Raw genomic sequence first — 16,547 nt, 5'->3', positions numbered from 1 at the left:
CCCGAGCATCTCTGCTGGGGTCTTCGCTGCTCTTCGCCCCAGAATGACGGTGCCGCTCAACTCAGCTTCATGCCCTTGAGCGACTGGCCGACCATGCCGCCATCCTTGCGGCGCTGGGCGCGCTTCGACTTGATCGTCTCGACATGCTCGGGCTGCGGGTAATAGCCGCGCTCCATGATCTCCAGCGAATATTCCTCATAGGTGAGGCCGAGCGCCGAGGCGTTCTCCTCGCGCCTCAGTGCGATCTCGCGCGGCTTCTTCCAGGCCTTGCGATGGGCGAAGCGCCAGTCGAAATAGCGGCCGATCGTGCCCGAGCCGGTGGCAGCGCGGCGCTTGCGCTCCTTCAGCGGCGGACCGCCATTATGGCCGATCCCGATCGGGCGTTCGCTGGGCATCGCTCTTGGACTCATCAGGTCTCGATCCGATCACGATAAGGGGCGGGAGAAAGCTGGCAAGGGCTGTGCCATGGCTTGCGGACGTGACAGCGGCGCAGTGGCGGTCTATCCCGCAGGCCGAACACAGGACGGATCATGGCCCCCTTGCTGCATCTGCGCGACGTCGCGCTCACTTTCGGCGGACAGCCGTTGCTCGAAGCCGCCGAGATCGCGGTCTCGGCCGGCGAGCGCGTCTGCCTTGTCGGCCGCAACGGCTCGGGCAAGTCGACGCTGCTGAAGATCGCGGCGGGCATCGTCGAGCCGGATCATGCCGAGCGCTTCGTCCAGCCGGGCTCGACCATCCGCTATCTGCCGCAGGAGCCGGATTTCACCGGCTTCGACACGGCGCTCGCCTATGTCGAGGCGGGGCTCGGACCGGGAGACGACGCCTATCGCGCGCAGTACCTGCTGACCGAGCTCGGCCTGACCGGGCTGGAGAACCCGGCCTCGATGTCGGGCGGCGAGGGGCGCCGCGCGGCATTGGCGCGGGTGCTGGCGCCAGAGCCGGACATCCTGCTGCTGGACGAGCCGACCAACCATCTCGACCTGCCCGTCATCGAATGGCTGGAGCAGGAACTGAAATCGCTGCGCTCGGCCATGGTGCTGATCAGCCACGACAGGCGCTTCCTGACCTCGCTGTCGCGCGCCACGATCTGGCTCGACCGCGGTGTGACCAAGCGGGCCGAAAGGGGTTTTGGCGAGTTCGAGGCCTGGCGCGACGAAGTCCTGGCGCAGGAGGAACTCGACCGCCACAAGCTCGACCGCAAGATCGCCCGCGAGGAGGATTGGCTGCGTTATGGCGTCAGCGCCCGGCGCACCCGGAACCAGCGCCGGCTCGGCGAGCTCCATGCGCTGCGCGACCAGCGTCGCACGGCCCGCGCCGCGCAAGGCAATGTCCGGCTGGAGGCGAGCGAGGCGCAGGCTTCCGGGAAGCTCGTCATCGAGGCGATCGATGTCAGCAAGGCCTATGGCGACAATGTCATCGTCAAGAACCTGTCGCTGCGCGTCGCGCGCGGCGACCGGATCGGCATCGTCGGGCCGAATGGTGCGGGCAAGACCACGCTGATCAACCTGCTGACCGGCGCGCTCAAGCCTGATAGCGGCAAGGTGAAGCTCGGCACGGCGCTGGAAATGATGACGCTCGACCAGCGCCGCGAAAGCCTCAACCCGGAAACGCCGCTCGGCGACGTCCTGACCGGTGGCGGTTCGGATCAGGTCATGGTCGGCGGCCAGCCGCGCCATGTCGTCTCCTACATGAAGGACTTCCTGTTCCAGCCGATCCAGCGCGGCACGCCGGTTGGCGCGCTCTCCGGCGGCGAGCGCGGGCGTTTGATGCTGGCGCGCGCGCTGGCCAAGCCCTCCAACCTGCTGGTGCTGGACGAGCCGACCAACGATCTCGACCTTGAGACGCTCGACCTGTTGCAGGAGCTGCTCGCCGACTACCAGGGCACGGTGCTGCTGGTCAGCCATGACCGCGACTTTATCGACCGCGTGGTTTCCTCCGTGCTGATTTCGGATGGCGATGGCGTCTGGACCGAGTTCGCCGGCGGCTATTCCGACATGCTGGCGCAGCGCGGGCGCGGTGTCGGAGCCAAGGCGCGGCCGGTCGAGAAGGCCACGCCTGCCGCTCCCAAGGCTGTCGCATCGGCGCCGGCCGCTTCCGCCTCCAAGCGCAAGCTCTCCTTCAACGAGAAACATGCGCTGGAAACTCTGCCGAAGAAGATCGAGACGCTGCAGGCCGAGGCTGCGAAGCTCAACACGGCGGTGGCCGGCGATCTCTATACGCGCGATCCGAAGCTCTTCGCCAAGGCGACGGCGCGATTGGAAGAGGTCGCGCGGGAGATCGGCGAGGCCGAGGAGCGCTGGCTGGAGCTGGAGATGCTGCGCGAGGAGATCGGGGCGTAAGGCTCACCGTCATGCTCGGGCTTGACCCGAGCATCTCGGAAAGCAGCGCCCTCTGGTCATGAGATTCTCGGGTCTGCGCTTCGCTTCGCCCGAGAATGACGGCTTGGCCATCCAATTTTCGCACCCGCCTGCGCAAGAAAGCGCATTTACCGCAGGGCTCAATCGTTTCAAACATCGTGGCATCAAGGCCACGAGGAACGAGCATGAGACTGAAGGGCAAGACGGCGCTGGTGACCGGCGCAGCGCAGGGGTTCGGCTTCGGCATCGCCGAGACCTTCGTGCGGGAGGGCGCGCGCGTCGCGGTGCTCGACATCAACGGCGACAAGGCCAAGGAAGCCGCCAAGGCCATCGGCCGCAAGGCCTTCGCCGTGACCTGTGATGTCGGCAAGGCCAAGAGCGTCGACAAGGCGGTCGAGAAGATCCTCGCCAAGGTCGGCCGACTCGACATCGTCGTGAACAATGCCGGCACCACCCATCGCAACAAGCCGATGACCGAGGTGACCGAGGAGGAGTTCGACCGGATCTTCGCGGTGAACGTGAAGTCGATCTATCTGATGGCGCGCGCGACGGTGCCGCATTTCCGGCAGCATGGCGGTGGCGTCATCCTCAATATCGGCTCGACGGCCGGCGTGCGCCCGCGCCCGGGCCTGACCTGGTACAACGGCTCGAAGGGCGCCGCGAACCTGATCTCGCAATCGATGGCGGTCGAGCTCGCGCCGGACAAGATCCGCGTCAACGCGATTGCGCCGGTCGCCGGCGAGACGCCGCTGCTCGCCACCTTCATGGGCGAGGACACGCCGGAGCGGCGCGCGCAGTTCACCGCCTCGATCCCGTGGGGGCGGTTCTCGACGCCGCAGGATATCGCCAATGCGGCGCTGTTCCTGTGCTCCGACGAGGCCGACATGGTGACGGGTTCTGTGCTGGCCGTCGACGGCGGCCGCTGCGTCTGAGCCGAGACGGATTACTTGACGCCGCGCCGGCCGAACTGGGTGCGCTGGGGCGGCGGCGGAGGACGCCGGACCGACCCGAGGAAGCCCTGGGGCTGGTTTGGCATCGGCGCGGCCGGAAGCGGCCTTTCGCCGGCGATTGCCTGTTCCATGGCGAGCGAGAGCTGCGATAGGGCAGGGGTCGCATTGGCCTCAGCAAAGCGGCCGCGGCTTGGCGATGGTGCGCTGTCGACCTGCGCCACCCCCGGCGCCTCGAACAGCAAATAGAGCCAGACGCCGGTCAAGGCGAGATAAAGCAGGGCGGCATAGGCCAGGCCGTTCAGCGGGCTGTCATTGGTCCGGACGACCAGAGCCTGAACCTGCAGGACGAGCGCCGCACAGAGGCCGATGGCATAGAGGCCGGGCAGAAGATCGCCGCCGCCCGCATGGCGATTGCGCCGGATGGCGAAGCCGATGCGCTGGAAGCAGAAGAAGCCGCTCACCAGGAACACGGTGGCGGCGAGCTGATAGCGTGCCTGCCCGGGCGGACCGAGGAAGGCCCGGTATTGCAGGGCGATGCAGATGAGCAGGACCACCGTCTCGGCGATGCCGACGATGCATGACCTGACGAAGAACTGGCTCCTGCCGAGCGTTCCAGCGAACATGACGGGTTCCTTCCGCTAGGGAATCCTAGGTTCCGCGCGTGAAAGACCCGTAAACGGGTTTGCCGAAACTCGGCGGCAAACAGCGTCACATCGGCTTTGCGTGCAGCGCGATCTCCTGGCGAAGGATGACGGTGCCGTCCGGCTCGAAGCTGCGTTGCTCCAGCGTGATCCGGGGCTCAGTGGCATCGCCTTCGATGCGGAACAGATGCCAGGTGCCGAGTTCGCCATGGCCAAGCGGACCGATCGAGGCAGAGGGCACGCCGACGATCGGCACGTCGCGGCGCAGGCCCGGCCGCCAGGCCAGCGAGAAGCTGTGATTATGGCCGTGCAGGACGAGATCGGCGCCCTTGCGCTTCAGCATGGCCTCGAAGGCTGAGGCATCGACGAGTTCACGGCCACGCTTGGCGCCGCCGACATAGGGCGGATGATGGATCAGCACGACACGGATCAGGCCTTCGTCGCGGGCACGGTCCAGCAGGGCCTCGGTGCGGGCGATCTGCTCGCTGCCGACGCGGCCGGTCGCCATCAAGGGGAGGGTGGGTACACCGCTGTTGACGCCGATCAGCGCGACCGGGCCGCGGCGGCGATACCAGGGATAGCCGGCCTTGCCCTCGTCATCGGCGATCCAGGGCGCGAGCAGGCCGGCCAGCGGCTTCAGCGAGGAGCGCGCATAGGCATCGTGATTGCCCGGCACGAAGCTGACCCTCTCGCGCGGGCCGAGCTCGTCGAGGAAGGCAATGGCGGTCTTGAATTCGTCGGGCAGGCCGATATGGGCGACGTCGCCGGTGCAGGCGACATGGTCGGGCTCATGCGCGTGGATGTCGGCGACGATCCGCGCCAGGATATCCATGTCATGGGCGTGCCGGCGCTTGCGACGCCAGTTGACATAGCCGGTCGCGCGCTTGCCAAAGAGCTGATGCAGCGAAAACCCGGCGAGCGGGCCGAGATGCGGGTCGGACAGATGCGCGAGCTTGAACACGCTCTAGCGCTTGCCCCCGCAGGAGGCCGTCAGTCAAGCGCGCCGATGACGCGCCTGGACTGCGGAAGGGTCCGAAGACCTTAGTTGGCGGCGCCGGTCAGTTCCGACACGATGCGGGAATCGGTCAGGGTGAGGGCGGGCTTCCAGACATAGGCCGGCTTGGCCTTGAAGCGAGCGATGATGAAAGAGAGAAGCATGGTTTTCGTGTCCTGATGTTGCGGTGCGATATCTGCCTCATTTGGGGCGCGTTTGTGGCAGAACAACTGAGGTGCTTGACGGTCCGTCATGCGTTTTTTGCATAGACAATTAACCCGCCCTTGAGAATCGATCGGATGCAATCAGCGACGCCCCCGTCAGCCGCTATCGATCCGGAGAAGCCGCGTTCATTCGCGCAGCGCGCGCTGACGCGGCTGCTGCATGTCTATTTCCGCTTCGCGCGAGGCATGACCTTTGGCGTGCGCGCCGTCGTGCTGAACGAGCGTGGCGAGGTCTTCCTGATCCGCCATACCTATGTGCCCGGCTGGCACTTTCCCGGTGGCGGGGTTGAGGTCGGCGAGACGGCGGAATTGTCGCTGGAGCGCGAATTGTCGGAGGAGGCGGGCATCGCTCCGACCGCGCGGCCTGTCCTGCATGGGCTGTTCTTCAACCGCAGGATCTCGCGGCGCGACCATGTCGCCGTCTATATCCTTCGCGAGTTCCGGGTCGAGCACGTCAAGCAGCCTGACCGCGAGATCGCGGAGGCCGGCTTCTTCCCGCTGGACAATTTGCCGCAAGGCACGACGCCGGCGACGCGGCGGCGGCTCGCGGAGATCATGTCGGGACAGCCGCCTGCCAAGGAGTGGTGACGGCGGCTGCTCGGCTGGTCAGTTCGCGCTCTTCGCCAGCGTGCCGAAATCGGCGTCGAGCTTCGCCAGGCCAGACGTGATCTTCGCGCGCCGATCCCTGATCCAGGCATCCTGACGGTCGAGGCGCTGCTTCGCTTCGGCCAGCATCCGGTCCATCTCGGCCGGCTGCGGGCCGCCGGCCGTCGCGCGGTTTTTGATGATCGCGACGGGGTCGAGCGTCGAACGGAATTCGGCCTCGCTCATCGGCAGATCGGCAGCGGCGAGGCCCATCTCGGGCGCGGCCTTGCGGTAGATCGCCTGCGCCTGCGCATAGGGAAACTCGGTCGGCTTGATGTTGTTGAGCTTGGCGTAGTCGACGACCTCCGACGCGAAATGGTGACCGGCGCGGAAGGGCAGCTTGTATTTGCGCATCAGCACGTCGGCGAGCTCCTGCGACGCCGTCCAGTCGCTGTTCAGCTCTTCCAGCGCGCGCTCGGGATCGATGGCCAGCGCCTTCAGGATGCGGTCGAGCCCCTGCAGCGCCTTGGTCGCGCTGTCGGTCATGGCGCTGTTGGTCTTGGCGTCCTTGGCGTCGGGCATGCCGGGCGGGATGTTATGCCCCCTGAAGACCGGCCCCATCGCCAGCGAGAGCGCGGTCGAAGCGTCTTCGCGCGTGCCGTTCAGCAGGCCCGGATTGCGCTTCTGCGGCATGGCGCTGGAGACATAGGTGTTGCCGCCGCCCTCGCGCAGGATGATCCAGGGACGCGACTGCGCATATTGCGTCATCACGTCCTCGATGAAGCCGCCGACATGCAGGGCGATGCCCGTGACGATGCCGCCGACCTCGACGGGGAGATCGGCCGCGGCGATCTGCGAGGCGTCATAGGCGTTCTCGACGAGGCCGGCGAAGCCGAGATAATCCGCCATGCGCTGGCGATCGAGCGGCCAGCTCGTGCCGTTCAGCACCGTCGTGCCCATCGGCGAGCGATCGACGCGGGCATAGGTCTCGCGGATGCGCTGGGCATCGCGATCAAGCCCGGCGACGAGGCCGAGCAGATAATGGCCGTAGCTGTTGGGCTGGGCGGCGACGCCGTTGGTGTAGTTGGGCACGATCGTGTCGCGATGCGCAGCGGCCAGATCCACCATCGTCCGTGTCGCGCGGTTGAGCTCACCGGCAAGCGTCAGCAGCCGGTCGCGCATGATCGCGGCGCGATAGGTCGCGTGCATGTCCTGGCTGGAGCGGCCGGCATGGATCAGCGTGACCTCGACGCCGGCTTCCTTGATCATCAGGGGCTCGAAGCTGATGACGGTCGAAGGCCGCCTGGCGCCCGGCTGGTTGCCGGCCTCGATCACCTTGGCGATGCCTTGCGCCAGCTTCGGCGCCAGCGCCCGGTCGAGCAGGCCCTGCTCGGCATTGATGACGGTGCTCGCCTTGTTGATCTCGCCGAGCCAGAAGAACTCGTCGCGGACGGGCTCTTTCGGCGGGGCCGGTTGCTGGGCCAGCGCCGGCAGGCAGATGGCCGCCAGAAGAAGGGCAGGGGCGAGAGGCTTGAATCCGGGCATCGGTTTCCTCCGTTCCGACAGGCGAGATCGCCTTCGGCTTCCGTGGCTTGTTCCCCCGCTGGAGAGCGGAGTTGAGACCAATCCGGCGAGGCCGGCAAGTCTCCGCCGGAGATCGATGCAGCCCGGATGATGCCGCTCAAGTGCCATTCGGCGTCGCCTCAGATTTTTCCGAAAAGTGGATTCCACTTTTCGGCCTGATGCTGTAGAGGCGCTGTCATGATGATCCGGCTGAGCCTGCGAGACCTGCGACGACCGGCGCGCTGAATGCGCCCTCCCGGTCATGCGCCCGCACGCGCCTGCCGTCGCTCTGCCGATCCGCCTCCCGCTTAAGCGTCGATCATCATGACATCCCTGCCTCTGACCATCCGCCACGAACTCCCCGTGGACGCCGCCGCGATCGAGCGCCTGCATGAGCGCGCCTTCGGCCCCGGCCGCTTCGCGCGCACGGCCTTCCGCCTGCGCGAGGGCGTACCGCCGGATCACGCCCTGTCCTTCGCCGCCCATGTCGGCACCTTCCTGGTCGGGTCGGTGAAGGTGACGGCGGTTCTGGCCGGCGGCCACAAGGCGCTGATGCTCGGGCCGCTGACGGTCGATCCCGCCTTCGAGGGCCGGGGCATCGGGGCTGCCCTGATGAACCGTTCGATCGAGTCCGCGCGCGAAGCCGGGCATGACCTGATCATGCTGATCGGGGACGCGCCCTATTACGCCCGCTTCGGCTTCAAGGTGCTGCCGCTGGGCCAGCTCGTGCTGCCCGGGCCCGCCGATCCGGCGCGTTTTCTCGCGCTCGAACTTGTCGAGGGCGTGCTGAAGCAGCGCAGCGGGGCGGTGACCTCGATGCGCTTCAGCTCTGACGCCTGAGGCGCCTGCCGCTCTCGCCGAGCCAGCCGGCGACGAGGGCGCCGAACAGCACCGCAAGCCCGAGCAATCCGATGAAGAGCGGCGAGATGCGCACGCCGCGCACGATGCCGGAATCGCTGATCCTGAGGCCGATCCAGTCATTGCCGGCGAACTGGCTGCCGGAGCGCACCGGCACGATGCGCGGCACGTTGACGGCCGAGCCGCTCTCGCGGCCGATGCGGCGGGACGAGCCGCCGGTCGCCTGCGCCAATTGCTGGAGCGCTCCGGGATCACTGACCACTTCCATCAGCTCACGCGGGTTCTCCGGCCCGACGCTGGCGAAGGCGGTGAGATTGTCCGCGGTCAGGCGGTAGAGGCCGAGATCGCTGGTCGGGATGCGGGCAGTGAACAGGCCGGGGCGGCCGGGCTCCAGCGTGACCGTGCGCGACTGGCCGTCCGGACCGGTGATGGTGATGGGGCCGGGATTGTCGCGCAGCGTCTGGCGCTCGACCTCGACGGTCGCACCGCGCACGGTCGCGCGCAGCGCCTCCTCCTCCAGCTCCGGCTCCTTCATCAGCCAGTGGCTGAGGCGGCGCAGCAGGTCGAGATAGGGGCCGCCGTCGCGGAAGCCCCGCGCCCAGAGCCAGGCATGGTCGGAGAGGAAGAGCGCGACGCGGCCCTTCTGCTCGCGCGCCAGCATCAGGAGCGGCCGGTCGCCCGGGCCGGTCATGACGGGCGCGCCGCCGGCCCGCGCCTGGGCGCCGACCATGCGCAGCCATTCGCCCCAGCGCGGCGGCGACACTTCCGAGCCCGGCAGGTCGCGGGTGACGGGGTGGCGCTTGCCGGGCTCGCTGACCGTGGCCCGATAGGCCTCGTCGATGACGCTGCCATCGGGCAGGGCCGGCAGGATCTGGCCGAGCGGGGTGCGGGCCAGCGTCTGCGAGCCCGCGTATTCGGGGCCTGCGGCGACGAGCAGCGCGCCGCCATCGCGAACATAGCGCACGATGTTCTCGAAATAGAGCAGCGGCAGGATCGACTGGTTGGCGTAGCGGTCGAAGATGATCAGGTCGAATTCCTTGATCTTGACCTGGAACAGCTCGCGCGTCGGGAAGGCGATCAGCGAGAGCTCGTTGATCGGCGTGCCGTCCTGCTTCTCCGGCGGGCGCAGGATGGTGAAATGCACGAGGTCGACATTGGCGTCGGCCTTGAGCAAGTTGCGCCAGGTGCGCTCGCCCGGATGTGGCTCGCCCGAGACCAGGAGCACGCGCAGCTTGTCGCGCACGCCCTCGATGGTGATGACGGCGCGGTTGTTCGCCAGCGTCAGCTCGTTGTCGAGCGGAGAAGCCTCGATCTCGACGACGTTCGGGCCGCCGCGGTCGATGCGGACCGGGACGTGCACGGTCTGGCCGGTTGCGACTTCGCGGCGGGCGATGATCTCGCCGTCGCGGCGGATGGTGAGGCCGGCGCGGCCCGGGCCGCCCTTGTCGACGACGCGCAGGCGAATGATCTGGTCCTTGCCGACAATGCCGAACCGCGGCGAATCGACCAGCACGATGCGCCGGTCGATCTCGGCATTGCGGCCGGTGGTCAGGATATGCAGCGGCGCGCGCAGGCCGAGCGCCTCGGCATTGGGCGGGGCGTCATGGGCGAGGCCGTCGGTGATCGCGATGGCACCGGCGACGCGCTCGGAGGGCACGTCGGCGAGGCTCGACGACAGGGCTTCGAACAGGCGTGTGCCGTCATTCGTCCCTTGCGCGTCGCGCAACTCGACGATCCGTGGCTCGACATTGGGGATGCCGCGCAACTGCCGTTCGATCTCGGCGACGGCCGCATCGGTCTGGGCCGTGCGGTCGGCAAGGCGGTTCGAGGCGGAGCGGTCGACCACGACCGAGACGACGTCCTTGACCGGCTCGCGATCTTCGAAGACGAGCGAAGGGTCGGCCAGGGCCGCCGTCAGCACGACGAGCGCCAGCGCGCGCAGGATGGCGCTGCGGCCGGCCAGCACGATCGCGGCGCCGGCGGCCAGAGCCGCGAGCACGGCGAGGCCGATCAGCAGCGGCAGCGGCACCATCGGGGCGAGGGAGACGCTCCACATGGCTATTGTCCCAACCGCTCGAGCAGGGCCGGGACATGGACCTGATCAGCCTTGTAGTTGCCGGTGAGCGCATACATCACGAGGTTGACGCCGGCGCGCAGCGCCATCTCGCGCTGGCGCGGATCGCCGCCGGAGAGCGGCACCAGCCCTTCGCCACGGCGATCGATCGCCCAGGCGGCCGCAAGGTCGTTGGCGGTGATGATGATCGGCGAAACATTGTCGCCGGCGCGGGCCGGGCGGCGCCCGTCGCTGTCGGCCGGCGGCAGGGTCTCGACCCAGGTCGTGCCGGTGTCGTAGCGGCCGACGAGCTCGTCGAGGATGTAGAAGGTCTTGGTCAGGACGTGGTCGCGCGGCAGCGGCTCCAGCTCGGGAATGTCGAGCGTCTGCAGCATGCGCTTGAGCTGGTCGCCTTCGGGCGTGGTGCCGCCGCCCGGCCGCGCGCTCATCGCGTCGCGGGTGTCGAAGATCACGAGTCCGCCGCCCTTCATATAGGCTTCGAGCTTGCGCAGCGTCTCGGCCGAGGGCAGCGGCCGGCCGGCGACGATCGGCCAATAGAGCACCGGGAAGAAGGCGAGCTCGTCGCGCTCGACGCTGACGCCCACGGGTTCGCCCGGCTCGAGTGCCGTGCGGGCGCCGAGCACCGTGTTGAGACCGAGGAGCCCGGCCTTGGACATGTCGTCGACGGGCTTGTCGCCGGTTACGACATAGGCGAGCCGTGTCTGCGCGCCATTCGCGAGCAGGGAGCGTGGGATCGGCGGACGAGTGTCGGCCTGTGGGGCTGGTGCCGGCTGCTGCGCGCGGACGTAATCGGGCTTCAGCGCGAATGAGGCTCCGAGCGCGATCAGGATCGCGGCCGGCGCGGCAGCCCTGCGTAGACGGGCGACATTCAAGCGCCCGCCGAGCCAGAGCGTCGCCAAGGTGTCGATGACGAGCAGGAGCAGCGCGAGGACGAGAAGCAGCGGGCGGATGTCGCGCGCCACCGGCTCATCGATAGGCAGCACGGCGACGCCGAGGCTCGCGAGGTCGAGCGCCGCGAGCGTGTCGGTCGGCGTCAGAGCGTTGACGGCGAGCGAGCCGTCGATCGGGCCGTAGAGGCCGGGCGGATGGGCGAGCGTCGCGCGGCCGGCATAGTTGCGGGCCACCGGCTGGGCCGTGGCCGGCGCCGAGCGGAACTGACCGATGCCGTCGAGGACGCGGGCCGGCGATAGGGTCTCGACCTTCGTCTCCTCGCCCTGTGTTTCAGCGGCAACGGGGCCATTGCCGGCGAGATTGACGATCTTGCGGAGCATGTCGACGAAAAGGCCCGAGAGCGGGAGATTCGACCAGGTGGTGTCGGCGGTGACATGGACCATGGCGATGAGGCCGTCGCCGCGCCGCTCGGCCGTGACGACCGGCGTCCCATCCTCCAGCGCGGCCCAGGTCTTGCGCGAGAGGTTCGGTTCCGGTTCGGCCAGGATCTGGCGGCTGACGCGGATGTCGTCGCCGATGGTCAGGCCGAAGAAGGGGCTCTCGCGGGTGAAGGGCGCGAGCTTGCGCGGGCTCTCCCAGGACAGGCCGCCGCCGAGCGTGCGGCCGCCGCGGCGCAGGCGCACCGGCGTCAGGTCGTCAGAGGCTGCGGCGAGACGGGCGCCGGCGAAGCGCAGCAGCACGCCGCCGCGCTCGACGAAGCTCGTGACCTTCTCGGCCGTCTCGCGATCGAGCGCGCCGATATCGGCGAGGACCAGGACCGAGAGATTCTGCGCCAGCATGTCGCCGATCGGGTCGGTCGAGCCCTGCCGCGGCTCGCGGATTTCGGCGAAGGGCTGGAGGGCGCGGGAGAGGTAATAGGTCGGCGACAGCAAGGGCTGCGCGGTGTCGGCGGTCGCGCCGGAGACGAGGCCGATGCGGCGGCGCTTGGCCCGGTCGTCGAGCAGCGCCACGGCGCCGGCGCTGCGCTCGCCGGCGATCTCCAGCCGCGAGACGGCGTTGCGCACCTCGATCGGCAAGGTCAGGCGCGCGGTGGTTTCGAGGTTGCTGCCCTCGAAGATGAAGGGTGCATTGCCCAGCGGCAGGCCCTTGAGATCGAGCGCGCGGACCTGGCCCGTCGCGGGCGCGCTCGCCGTCGGGCGCAGCACCTTGACGGTCAGGGCGCCCGCCAGGTTTTCGGGGGCGGAGAGGGCGAGCTGTGCTACCGGCGTGGCATGAACAGCAAGGCGGCGTGCCTCCGCATCCTGCTTCAGGCGCGCGAGGAAGCTGCCGTCGTCGGAGACGGCGAGCCCATCGGCGACCCAGACGATCTCGGCGGCGGGAGAACCCTGCAGGAACGCTTCGATGCGCGGGAGATGGGCGGCGCGGTCCGGCGCATGCGGCTGGAGCGGGAGCGCGCGCAAACGATCGAGCGCGATGCGCGGCTCGGCCAACGCGATCGCGGCCGGGGCTTCGGCGAGCCCGACCACGGCGACCGGGCGGCCTTCGCGGGTCGCGGCAGCGATGCGCGATTCGGCGACCGCGATGCGTTCGGACCAGTCGGGTGCCGCGCCGAAGCCATTGTCGATCAGGAGCAGGACGGGGCCGCGCGAGGGCGCGGCATCGCGGACGGGATTCCAGACCGGGCCGGCGACGGCGAGGATGGCGAGCGCGGCCACCGCCATGCGTATCGCCAGCAGCCACCACGGCGTATGGGCCGGCGTCTCGCGCTTGGCGATCAGGTCCGCCATGATCTTCAGCGGTGGGAAATCGATGCGGCGCGGGCGCGGCGGCGTGACGCGCAGGATCAGCCAGAGCGCCGGCAGCAAGGCGAGCGCAGCGAGCGCGAGCGGGGCGGAGAAGCTGAAGGGCAGGGCGCTGAGCATCGGCGTTTCCCCTCAGAAGCCCGAGGCGCTGCGCGAGGCGGCGACGAGGCTCGCGATGCGCAGCACCGCTTCGCTGGCCGGCCGGTCGGTGCGATGCAGCGTCAGGGTCCAGCCGGCCTTGCGGCAGGCTTCCGCGATGGCCTCGCGATGAGCGGCGAGGCGCTGGCGATACTCATCGCCCCAGGCGCCGGCATCGCCGACGCGCAGGGTCAGCCCGTCCTCCAGGTCGAAAAGCTCGGCCTGCCCGCTGAAGGGGAAGGTCTCCTCGATCGGATCGGCGATCAGCAGGACATGGCCGCGCGCGCCCGACGAGGCCAGCGTGGCGATGCGCTGGGCGAGAGCGGAAGCGGGCGAGAGCCCGTCGGTGATGATGATGGCGTCTGCCAAGCGCGGCAGCGGGGCTTCGGGCGGCAGGTCGGAGGCGGCGTTGCGTTCGTCCGCGAGGATCGCCTGCGCAAGCATCTCAACGATGCGGCGCGAGGCCAGCGCCCGCGTCAGGCCGAGATGGCCGACGCGCTCGCCGCCTTCGACCATCGTCTCGGCCAGCGCGAAGCCGGCGACCAATGCGCGGTCGAGCTTCGAGGCCATGGCCAGCGAGGAGGCGAAGCCCATCGAAGGCGAGCGGTCGATCCAGAGCCAGATCGAGTGCGAGGCTTCCCATTCGCGCTCGCGGACGAAGAGATGGCCGTCGCGGGCGGAGCGGCGCCAATCGATGCGCGAGGCCGATTCGCCGGCGACCAGCGGGCGGTACTGCCAGAAGGTCTCGCCCGGTCCGGAGCGGCGGCGGCCGTGAATGCCGTGAATGCTCGCCGAGACGCGGCGCGCCTCCAGGATCAGGCGCGGCAGGCGCGCGGCGAGGTCGAGCGACTCGGTGAGGACCGGCCGCGATGGCCGCCTTTCGCTCGGACCCAAGACGCGCGTGCGCAGCATCGGCCTATCCCAGCCGTTCCACGAGCTTGCCGATCAGGCCCTCGACCGTCTCGCCATCGGCGCGGGCGGCGAAAGTCAGGGCGACGCGGTGCTTCAGGACGGGGATGGCGAGCGCCGCGACGTCGTCGACAGAGGGGGCGAGCCGGCCTTCGACCAGGGCTCGCGCACGCACGGCCAGCGTCAGCGATTGGCTGGCGCGCGGGCCTGGACCCCAGGAGAGCTTGTCGGTGACCGAGGCCTCGCCCTCGCCCGGACGGGCGGAGCGGACGAGATCGAGGATCGCCTCGACCACGGCGTCGCCGACCGGCAGCCGCCGGACGAGGCGCTGGATCGACATCAGCGTTTCCGAAGTCATCGCCGCTGACGGCTTGTATTCGGCGGCGCCGGTCGTCTCGAGCAGGATGCGGCGCTCGGCCTCGCGGTCGGGATAGCCGACGTCGATCTCGAGCAGGAAGCGGTCGAGCTGGGCTTCCGGCAGGGGGTAGGTGCCTTCCTGCTCGATCGGATTCTGGGTCGCCAGCACATGGAAGGGGGCGGGCAGGTCGTAGCGTTCGCCGGCGACCGTGACATGGTGCTCCTGCATCGCCTGAAGCAGGGCCGACTGGGTGCGCGGCGAGGCGCGGTTGATCTCGTCCGCCATCAGCAGCTGGGCGAAGACCGGGCCCTTGATGAAGCGGAAATGCCGCTTGCCGTCGCTCGATTCGTCGAGAACCTCGGAGCCGAGGATGTCCGACGGCATCAGGTCCGGCGTGAACTGAACGCGCCGCGCCGCGAGGCCGAGCACGGTGCCCATCGCCTCGACGAGCTTGGTCTTGGCGAGGCCGGGCACGCCGACGAGCAGGCCGTGGCCGCCCGAAAGCAGCGTCACCAGCGAGAGATCGACGACCTTCTGCTGGCCGAAGATGACCTGGCCGATCTCCTTGCGCGCCGCGCCGATGGCACTGAGCGCGGCCTCGGCCGCCTCGACGATGCCTGTGTCGAGGTCGATCGGCGAAGTGCTCTCGTTTGCCCGGGCTTGCGCCGCCATGTCGGTCTCCTTCACTGTCACGGGCCGTTGCGCCGTCCTGCGAACCGTCGATGCGTTCGGCCGTTCAGTGTGGACGGGCCATCACGGCGGCTCAAGCGCCGAATGGAATGGTACACATCAACTCGGCTTCACGATTATGTGGAGTTCAAGGCGGAAACGCGATGCAAGCAGAATGCCGCAGCCGGTGGCCGGGGAGGGCGAGATGACGGGACCGGGCCAGGCGATGGAGCGATTGATGGCTTCGCTCGGCGGCGGCAAGGCGCGCGGGCTGCCGCCCGTGGAGCGCTGGAACCCGCCCTTTTGCGGCGATCTCGACATGCGCATCGCCACTGACGGCACCTGGTTCTACATGGGGACGCCAATCGGCCGGCCGGCGCTGGTGAAGCTGTTCTCCTCGGTGCTGAAGCGCGAGGGCGACGATTACTTTCTCGTGACCCCGGTCGAGAAGGTCGGGATCACCGTCGATGATGCGCCGTTCCAGGCGGTCGAGATGCAGGTCGACGGCGAAGGCGGCAGCCGAACGATCGCGTTCCGGACTCAGGTCGACGATCTCGTCTGCGTCGGGCCGGACCACGCCTTGCGTTTCGCGCGGGCTGCGCAGGACGGGCTGACGCCTTATGTCCACGTCCGGCGCGGCCTTTGGGCCCGGCTGACGCGAGCGCTGACCTACGACCTGCTGGCGCTCGGCGAAGTGCAGGATGTCGAAGGCGAGGCGATGTTCGGGGTTGCGGCCGCAGGACAGTTCTATCCGGCTCTGCCGGCGAGCGAGATCGAGGGCACCTAGCGTTGATGAGATCGGAAACCGCCCTCAATCTGAGCAGCGAGGGTTTTGCGGCGCTGGCGCGTGAACGGTTGCGGGCCGAGCCGCCCATGCTGGGCGATGTCATCAGCCGGCCGCGCGGCGATCATGAGCATCAGTCGGCATCCGTGCCGATCCCCGATGAGAAGCGCGCCGTGCCGGCGGCTGTTCTGATCGGCATCGTGCCGCGTCCGCAGGGGCCGACCGTGCTGCTGACGCAGCGCGCCGCGGCGCTCCGCAACCATTCGGCGCAGGTTGCCTTTCCGGGCGGGCGGGTCGATGCGGTCGATGGTTCGCCGGTGGTCACGGCGCTGCGCGAGACCGAGGAAGAGATCGGCCTGTCGCGGTCGCATATCCGTACGCTCGGCTTCCTCGACGCCTATCTCACCGGCACCGGCTACCGGATCGTGCCGGTGGTGGCGCTGATCGAGCCGCCCTTCTCGCTGACGATCAACCCCAACGAGGTCGACGAGGCCTTCGAGACGCCGCTTTCCTTCCTGCTCGATCCCGCCAACCACAAGCGCGAGGGCATCGAGTGGAAGGGGCATTTCCGCACCTACTATGCGATGCCGTTCGAGGGTCGCTATATCTGGGGCGCAACCGCCGGCATGATCCGCAATCTCTACGAGCGGCTGGCGGGCTAGAGCATCGGACCGAAACGTGGAATGCACTTTTCGGACGAATCCGATGCGGCGATGTAAACTGAGTCTGCGCGGACCCCGCGCCCGGGAA

The 16,547-nt window shown here is 68.7% G+C and carries 14 protein-coding genes; 6 read left to right on the top strand and 8 right to left on the bottom strand.

Features of this window, described 5'->3' with window-relative positions:
• Positions 1-56: 56 nt before the first annotated feature.
• Positions 57-395 (bottom strand): hypothetical protein, encoded by a 339-nt coding sequence (locus ACFJGT_RS17025; protein ID WP_377839944.1) that lies wholly within the window; start codon positions 393-395, stop codon positions 57-59.
• A 132-nt stretch (positions 396-527) separates the two neighbouring features.
• Between ACFJGT_RS17025 and ACFJGT_RS17020 the strand changes: the two genes are divergently transcribed.
• On the top strand, positions 528-2,339 hold the full coding sequence (locus ACFJGT_RS17020) for an ATP-binding cassette domain-containing protein (RefSeq protein WP_377849003.1): 1,812 nt from the start codon (positions 528-530) through the stop codon (positions 2,337-2,339).
• A 203-nt stretch (positions 2,340-2,542) separates the two neighbouring features.
• A complete protein-coding gene (locus tag ACFJGT_RS17015; RefSeq protein ID WP_133562802.1) occupies positions 2,543-3,289 on the top strand; it encodes a glucose 1-dehydrogenase in 747 nt (248 codons plus the stop codon).
• Positions 3,290-3,300: 11 nt separating this feature from the next.
• Here ACFJGT_RS17015 and ACFJGT_RS17010 read toward each other — a convergent pair whose 3' ends face one another.
• Together ACFJGT_RS17010 and ACFJGT_RS17005 are read right to left on the bottom strand one after the other, a co-directional pair.
• On the bottom strand, positions 3,301-3,930 hold the full coding sequence (locus tag ACFJGT_RS17010) for a hypothetical protein (RefSeq protein WP_377839940.1): 630 nt from the start codon (positions 3,928-3,930) through the stop codon (positions 3,301-3,303).
• A gap of 85 nt (positions 3,931-4,015) precedes the next feature.
• Positions 4,016-4,909, bottom strand: coding sequence for a metallophosphoesterase family protein (locus ACFJGT_RS17005; RefSeq protein ID WP_377839937.1), 894 nt, complete (start codon positions 4,907-4,909; stop codon positions 4,016-4,018).
• 332 nt (positions 4,910-5,241) lie between these two features.
• Here ACFJGT_RS17005 and ACFJGT_RS17000 point away from each other — a divergent pair, with 332 nt between their 5' ends.
• Entirely contained in the window at positions 5,242-5,754 is a 513-nt protein-coding gene (locus ACFJGT_RS17000; RefSeq protein ID WP_377839935.1) for an NUDIX domain-containing protein, read from the top strand.
• An 18-nt stretch (positions 5,755-5,772) separates the two neighbouring features.
• Here the strand turns inward: ACFJGT_RS17000 and ACFJGT_RS16995 are convergent, their stop codons facing one another.
• The gene (locus ACFJGT_RS16995; RefSeq protein WP_377839931.1) at positions 5,773-7,296 is read right to left on the bottom strand and encodes an argininosuccinate lyase; all 1,524 of its coding nucleotides are present in this window, start codon (positions 7,294-7,296) and stop codon (positions 5,773-5,775) included.
• Positions 7,297-7,638: 342 nt separating this feature from the next.
• On the opposite strand from ACFJGT_RS16995, the gene ACFJGT_RS16990 reads away from it, so the two are divergent.
• Entirely contained in the window at positions 7,639-8,154 is a 516-nt protein-coding gene (locus ACFJGT_RS16990) for a GNAT family N-acetyltransferase (RefSeq protein WP_377839927.1), read from the top strand.
• Here the strand turns inward: ACFJGT_RS16990 and ACFJGT_RS16985 are convergent.
• The 4 genes from ACFJGT_RS16985 to ACFJGT_RS16970 are packed head-to-tail and all read right to left on the bottom strand — an operon-like array spanning position 8,138 to position 15,016.
• On the bottom strand, positions 8,138-10,228 hold the full coding sequence (locus ACFJGT_RS16985) for a hypothetical protein (RefSeq protein ID WP_377839904.1): 2,091 nt from the start codon (positions 10,226-10,228) through the stop codon (positions 8,138-8,140). The two genes, ACFJGT_RS16990 and ACFJGT_RS16985, sit on opposite strands and share 17 nt — an antisense overlap.
• A gap of 2 nt (positions 10,229-10,230) precedes the next feature.
• Positions 10,231-13,059: a DUF4159 domain-containing protein gene (locus ACFJGT_RS16980; RefSeq protein WP_377839900.1), complete on the bottom strand. Its 2,829-nt coding sequence runs from the start codon at positions 13,057-13,059 to the stop codon at positions 10,231-10,233.
• A gap of 12 nt (positions 13,060-13,071) precedes the next feature.
• Positions 13,072-13,989 carry a DUF58 domain-containing protein gene (locus ACFJGT_RS16975; RefSeq protein WP_377839897.1) on the bottom strand — a complete coding sequence of 306 codons (918 nt, stop codon included), beginning with the start codon at positions 13,987-13,989 and terminating at the stop codon, positions 13,072-13,074.
• A 4-nt stretch (positions 13,990-13,993) separates the two neighbouring features.
• A complete protein-coding gene (locus ACFJGT_RS16970) occupies positions 13,994-15,016 on the bottom strand; it encodes an AAA family ATPase (RefSeq protein WP_377839892.1) in 1,023 nt (340 codons plus the stop codon).
• 202 nt (positions 15,017-15,218) lie between these two features.
• Here ACFJGT_RS16970 and ACFJGT_RS16965 point away from each other — a divergent pair, with 202 nt between their 5' ends.
• Together ACFJGT_RS16965 and ACFJGT_RS16960 are read left to right on the top strand one after the other, a co-directional pair.
• Complete coding sequence (locus ACFJGT_RS16965) at positions 15,219-15,800, top strand: DUF1285 domain-containing protein (protein ID WP_377839887.1); 582 nt, start codon at positions 15,219-15,221, stop codon at positions 15,798-15,800.
• 5 nt (positions 15,801-15,805) lie between these two features.
• A complete protein-coding gene (locus ACFJGT_RS16960) occupies positions 15,806-16,459 on the top strand; it encodes a CoA pyrophosphatase (protein WP_377839880.1) in 654 nt (217 codons plus the stop codon).
• Positions 16,460-16,547: the final 88 nt, after the last annotated feature.

It is taken from the genome of Allobosea sp. UC22_33 (assembly GCF_042700715.1).
In the GTDB taxonomy this organism is placed as follows: domain Bacteria; phylum Pseudomonadota; class Alphaproteobacteria; order Rhizobiales; family Beijerinckiaceae; genus Allobosea.
The sequence above is the reverse complement of the archived record's forward strand: the minus strand, read 5'-3'. Positions and strand labels throughout refer to the sequence as shown.

Coding starts and splice junctions, on each gene's coding strand:
- ACFJGT_RS17010 (WP_377839940.1), bottom strand. CDS start 3,930: ATGTTCGCTGGAACGCTCGGCAGGAGCCAGTTCTTCGTCAGGTCATGC.
- ACFJGT_RS17025 (WP_377839944.1), bottom strand. CDS start 395: ATGCCCAGCGAACGCCCGATCGGGATCGGCCATAATGGCGGTCCGCCG.
- ACFJGT_RS16990 (WP_377839927.1), top strand. CDS start 7,639: ATGACATCCCTGCCTCTGACCATCCGCCACGAACTCCCCGTGGACGCC.
- ACFJGT_RS17015 (WP_133562802.1), top strand. CDS start 2,543: ATGAGACTGAAGGGCAAGACGGCGCTGGTGACCGGCGCAGCGCAGGGG.
- ACFJGT_RS16970 (WP_377839892.1), bottom strand. CDS start 15,016: ATGGCGGCGCAAGCCCGGGCAAACGAGAGCACTTCGCCGATCGACCTC.
- ACFJGT_RS16965 (WP_377839887.1), top strand. CDS start 15,219: ATGACGGGACCGGGCCAGGCGATGGAGCGATTGATGGCTTCGCTCGGC.
- ACFJGT_RS16960 (WP_377839880.1), top strand. CDS start 15,806: ATGAGATCGGAAACCGCCCTCAATCTGAGCAGCGAGGGTTTTGCGGCG.
- ACFJGT_RS17000 (WP_377839935.1), top strand. CDS start 5,242: ATGCAATCAGCGACGCCCCCGTCAGCCGCTATCGATCCGGAGAAGCCG.
- ACFJGT_RS16985 (WP_377839904.1), bottom strand. CDS start 10,228: ATGTGGAGCGTCTCCCTCGCCCCGATGGTGCCGCTGCCGCTGCTGATC.
- ACFJGT_RS16995 (WP_377839931.1), bottom strand. CDS start 7,296: ATGCCCGGATTCAAGCCTCTCGCCCCTGCCCTTCTTCTGGCGGCCATC.
- ACFJGT_RS16975 (WP_377839897.1), bottom strand. CDS start 13,989: ATGCTGCGCACGCGCGTCTTGGGTCCGAGCGAAAGGCGGCCATCGCGG.
- ACFJGT_RS16980 (WP_377839900.1), bottom strand. CDS start 13,059: ATGCTCAGCGCCCTGCCCTTCAGCTTCTCCGCCCCGCTCGCGCTCGCT.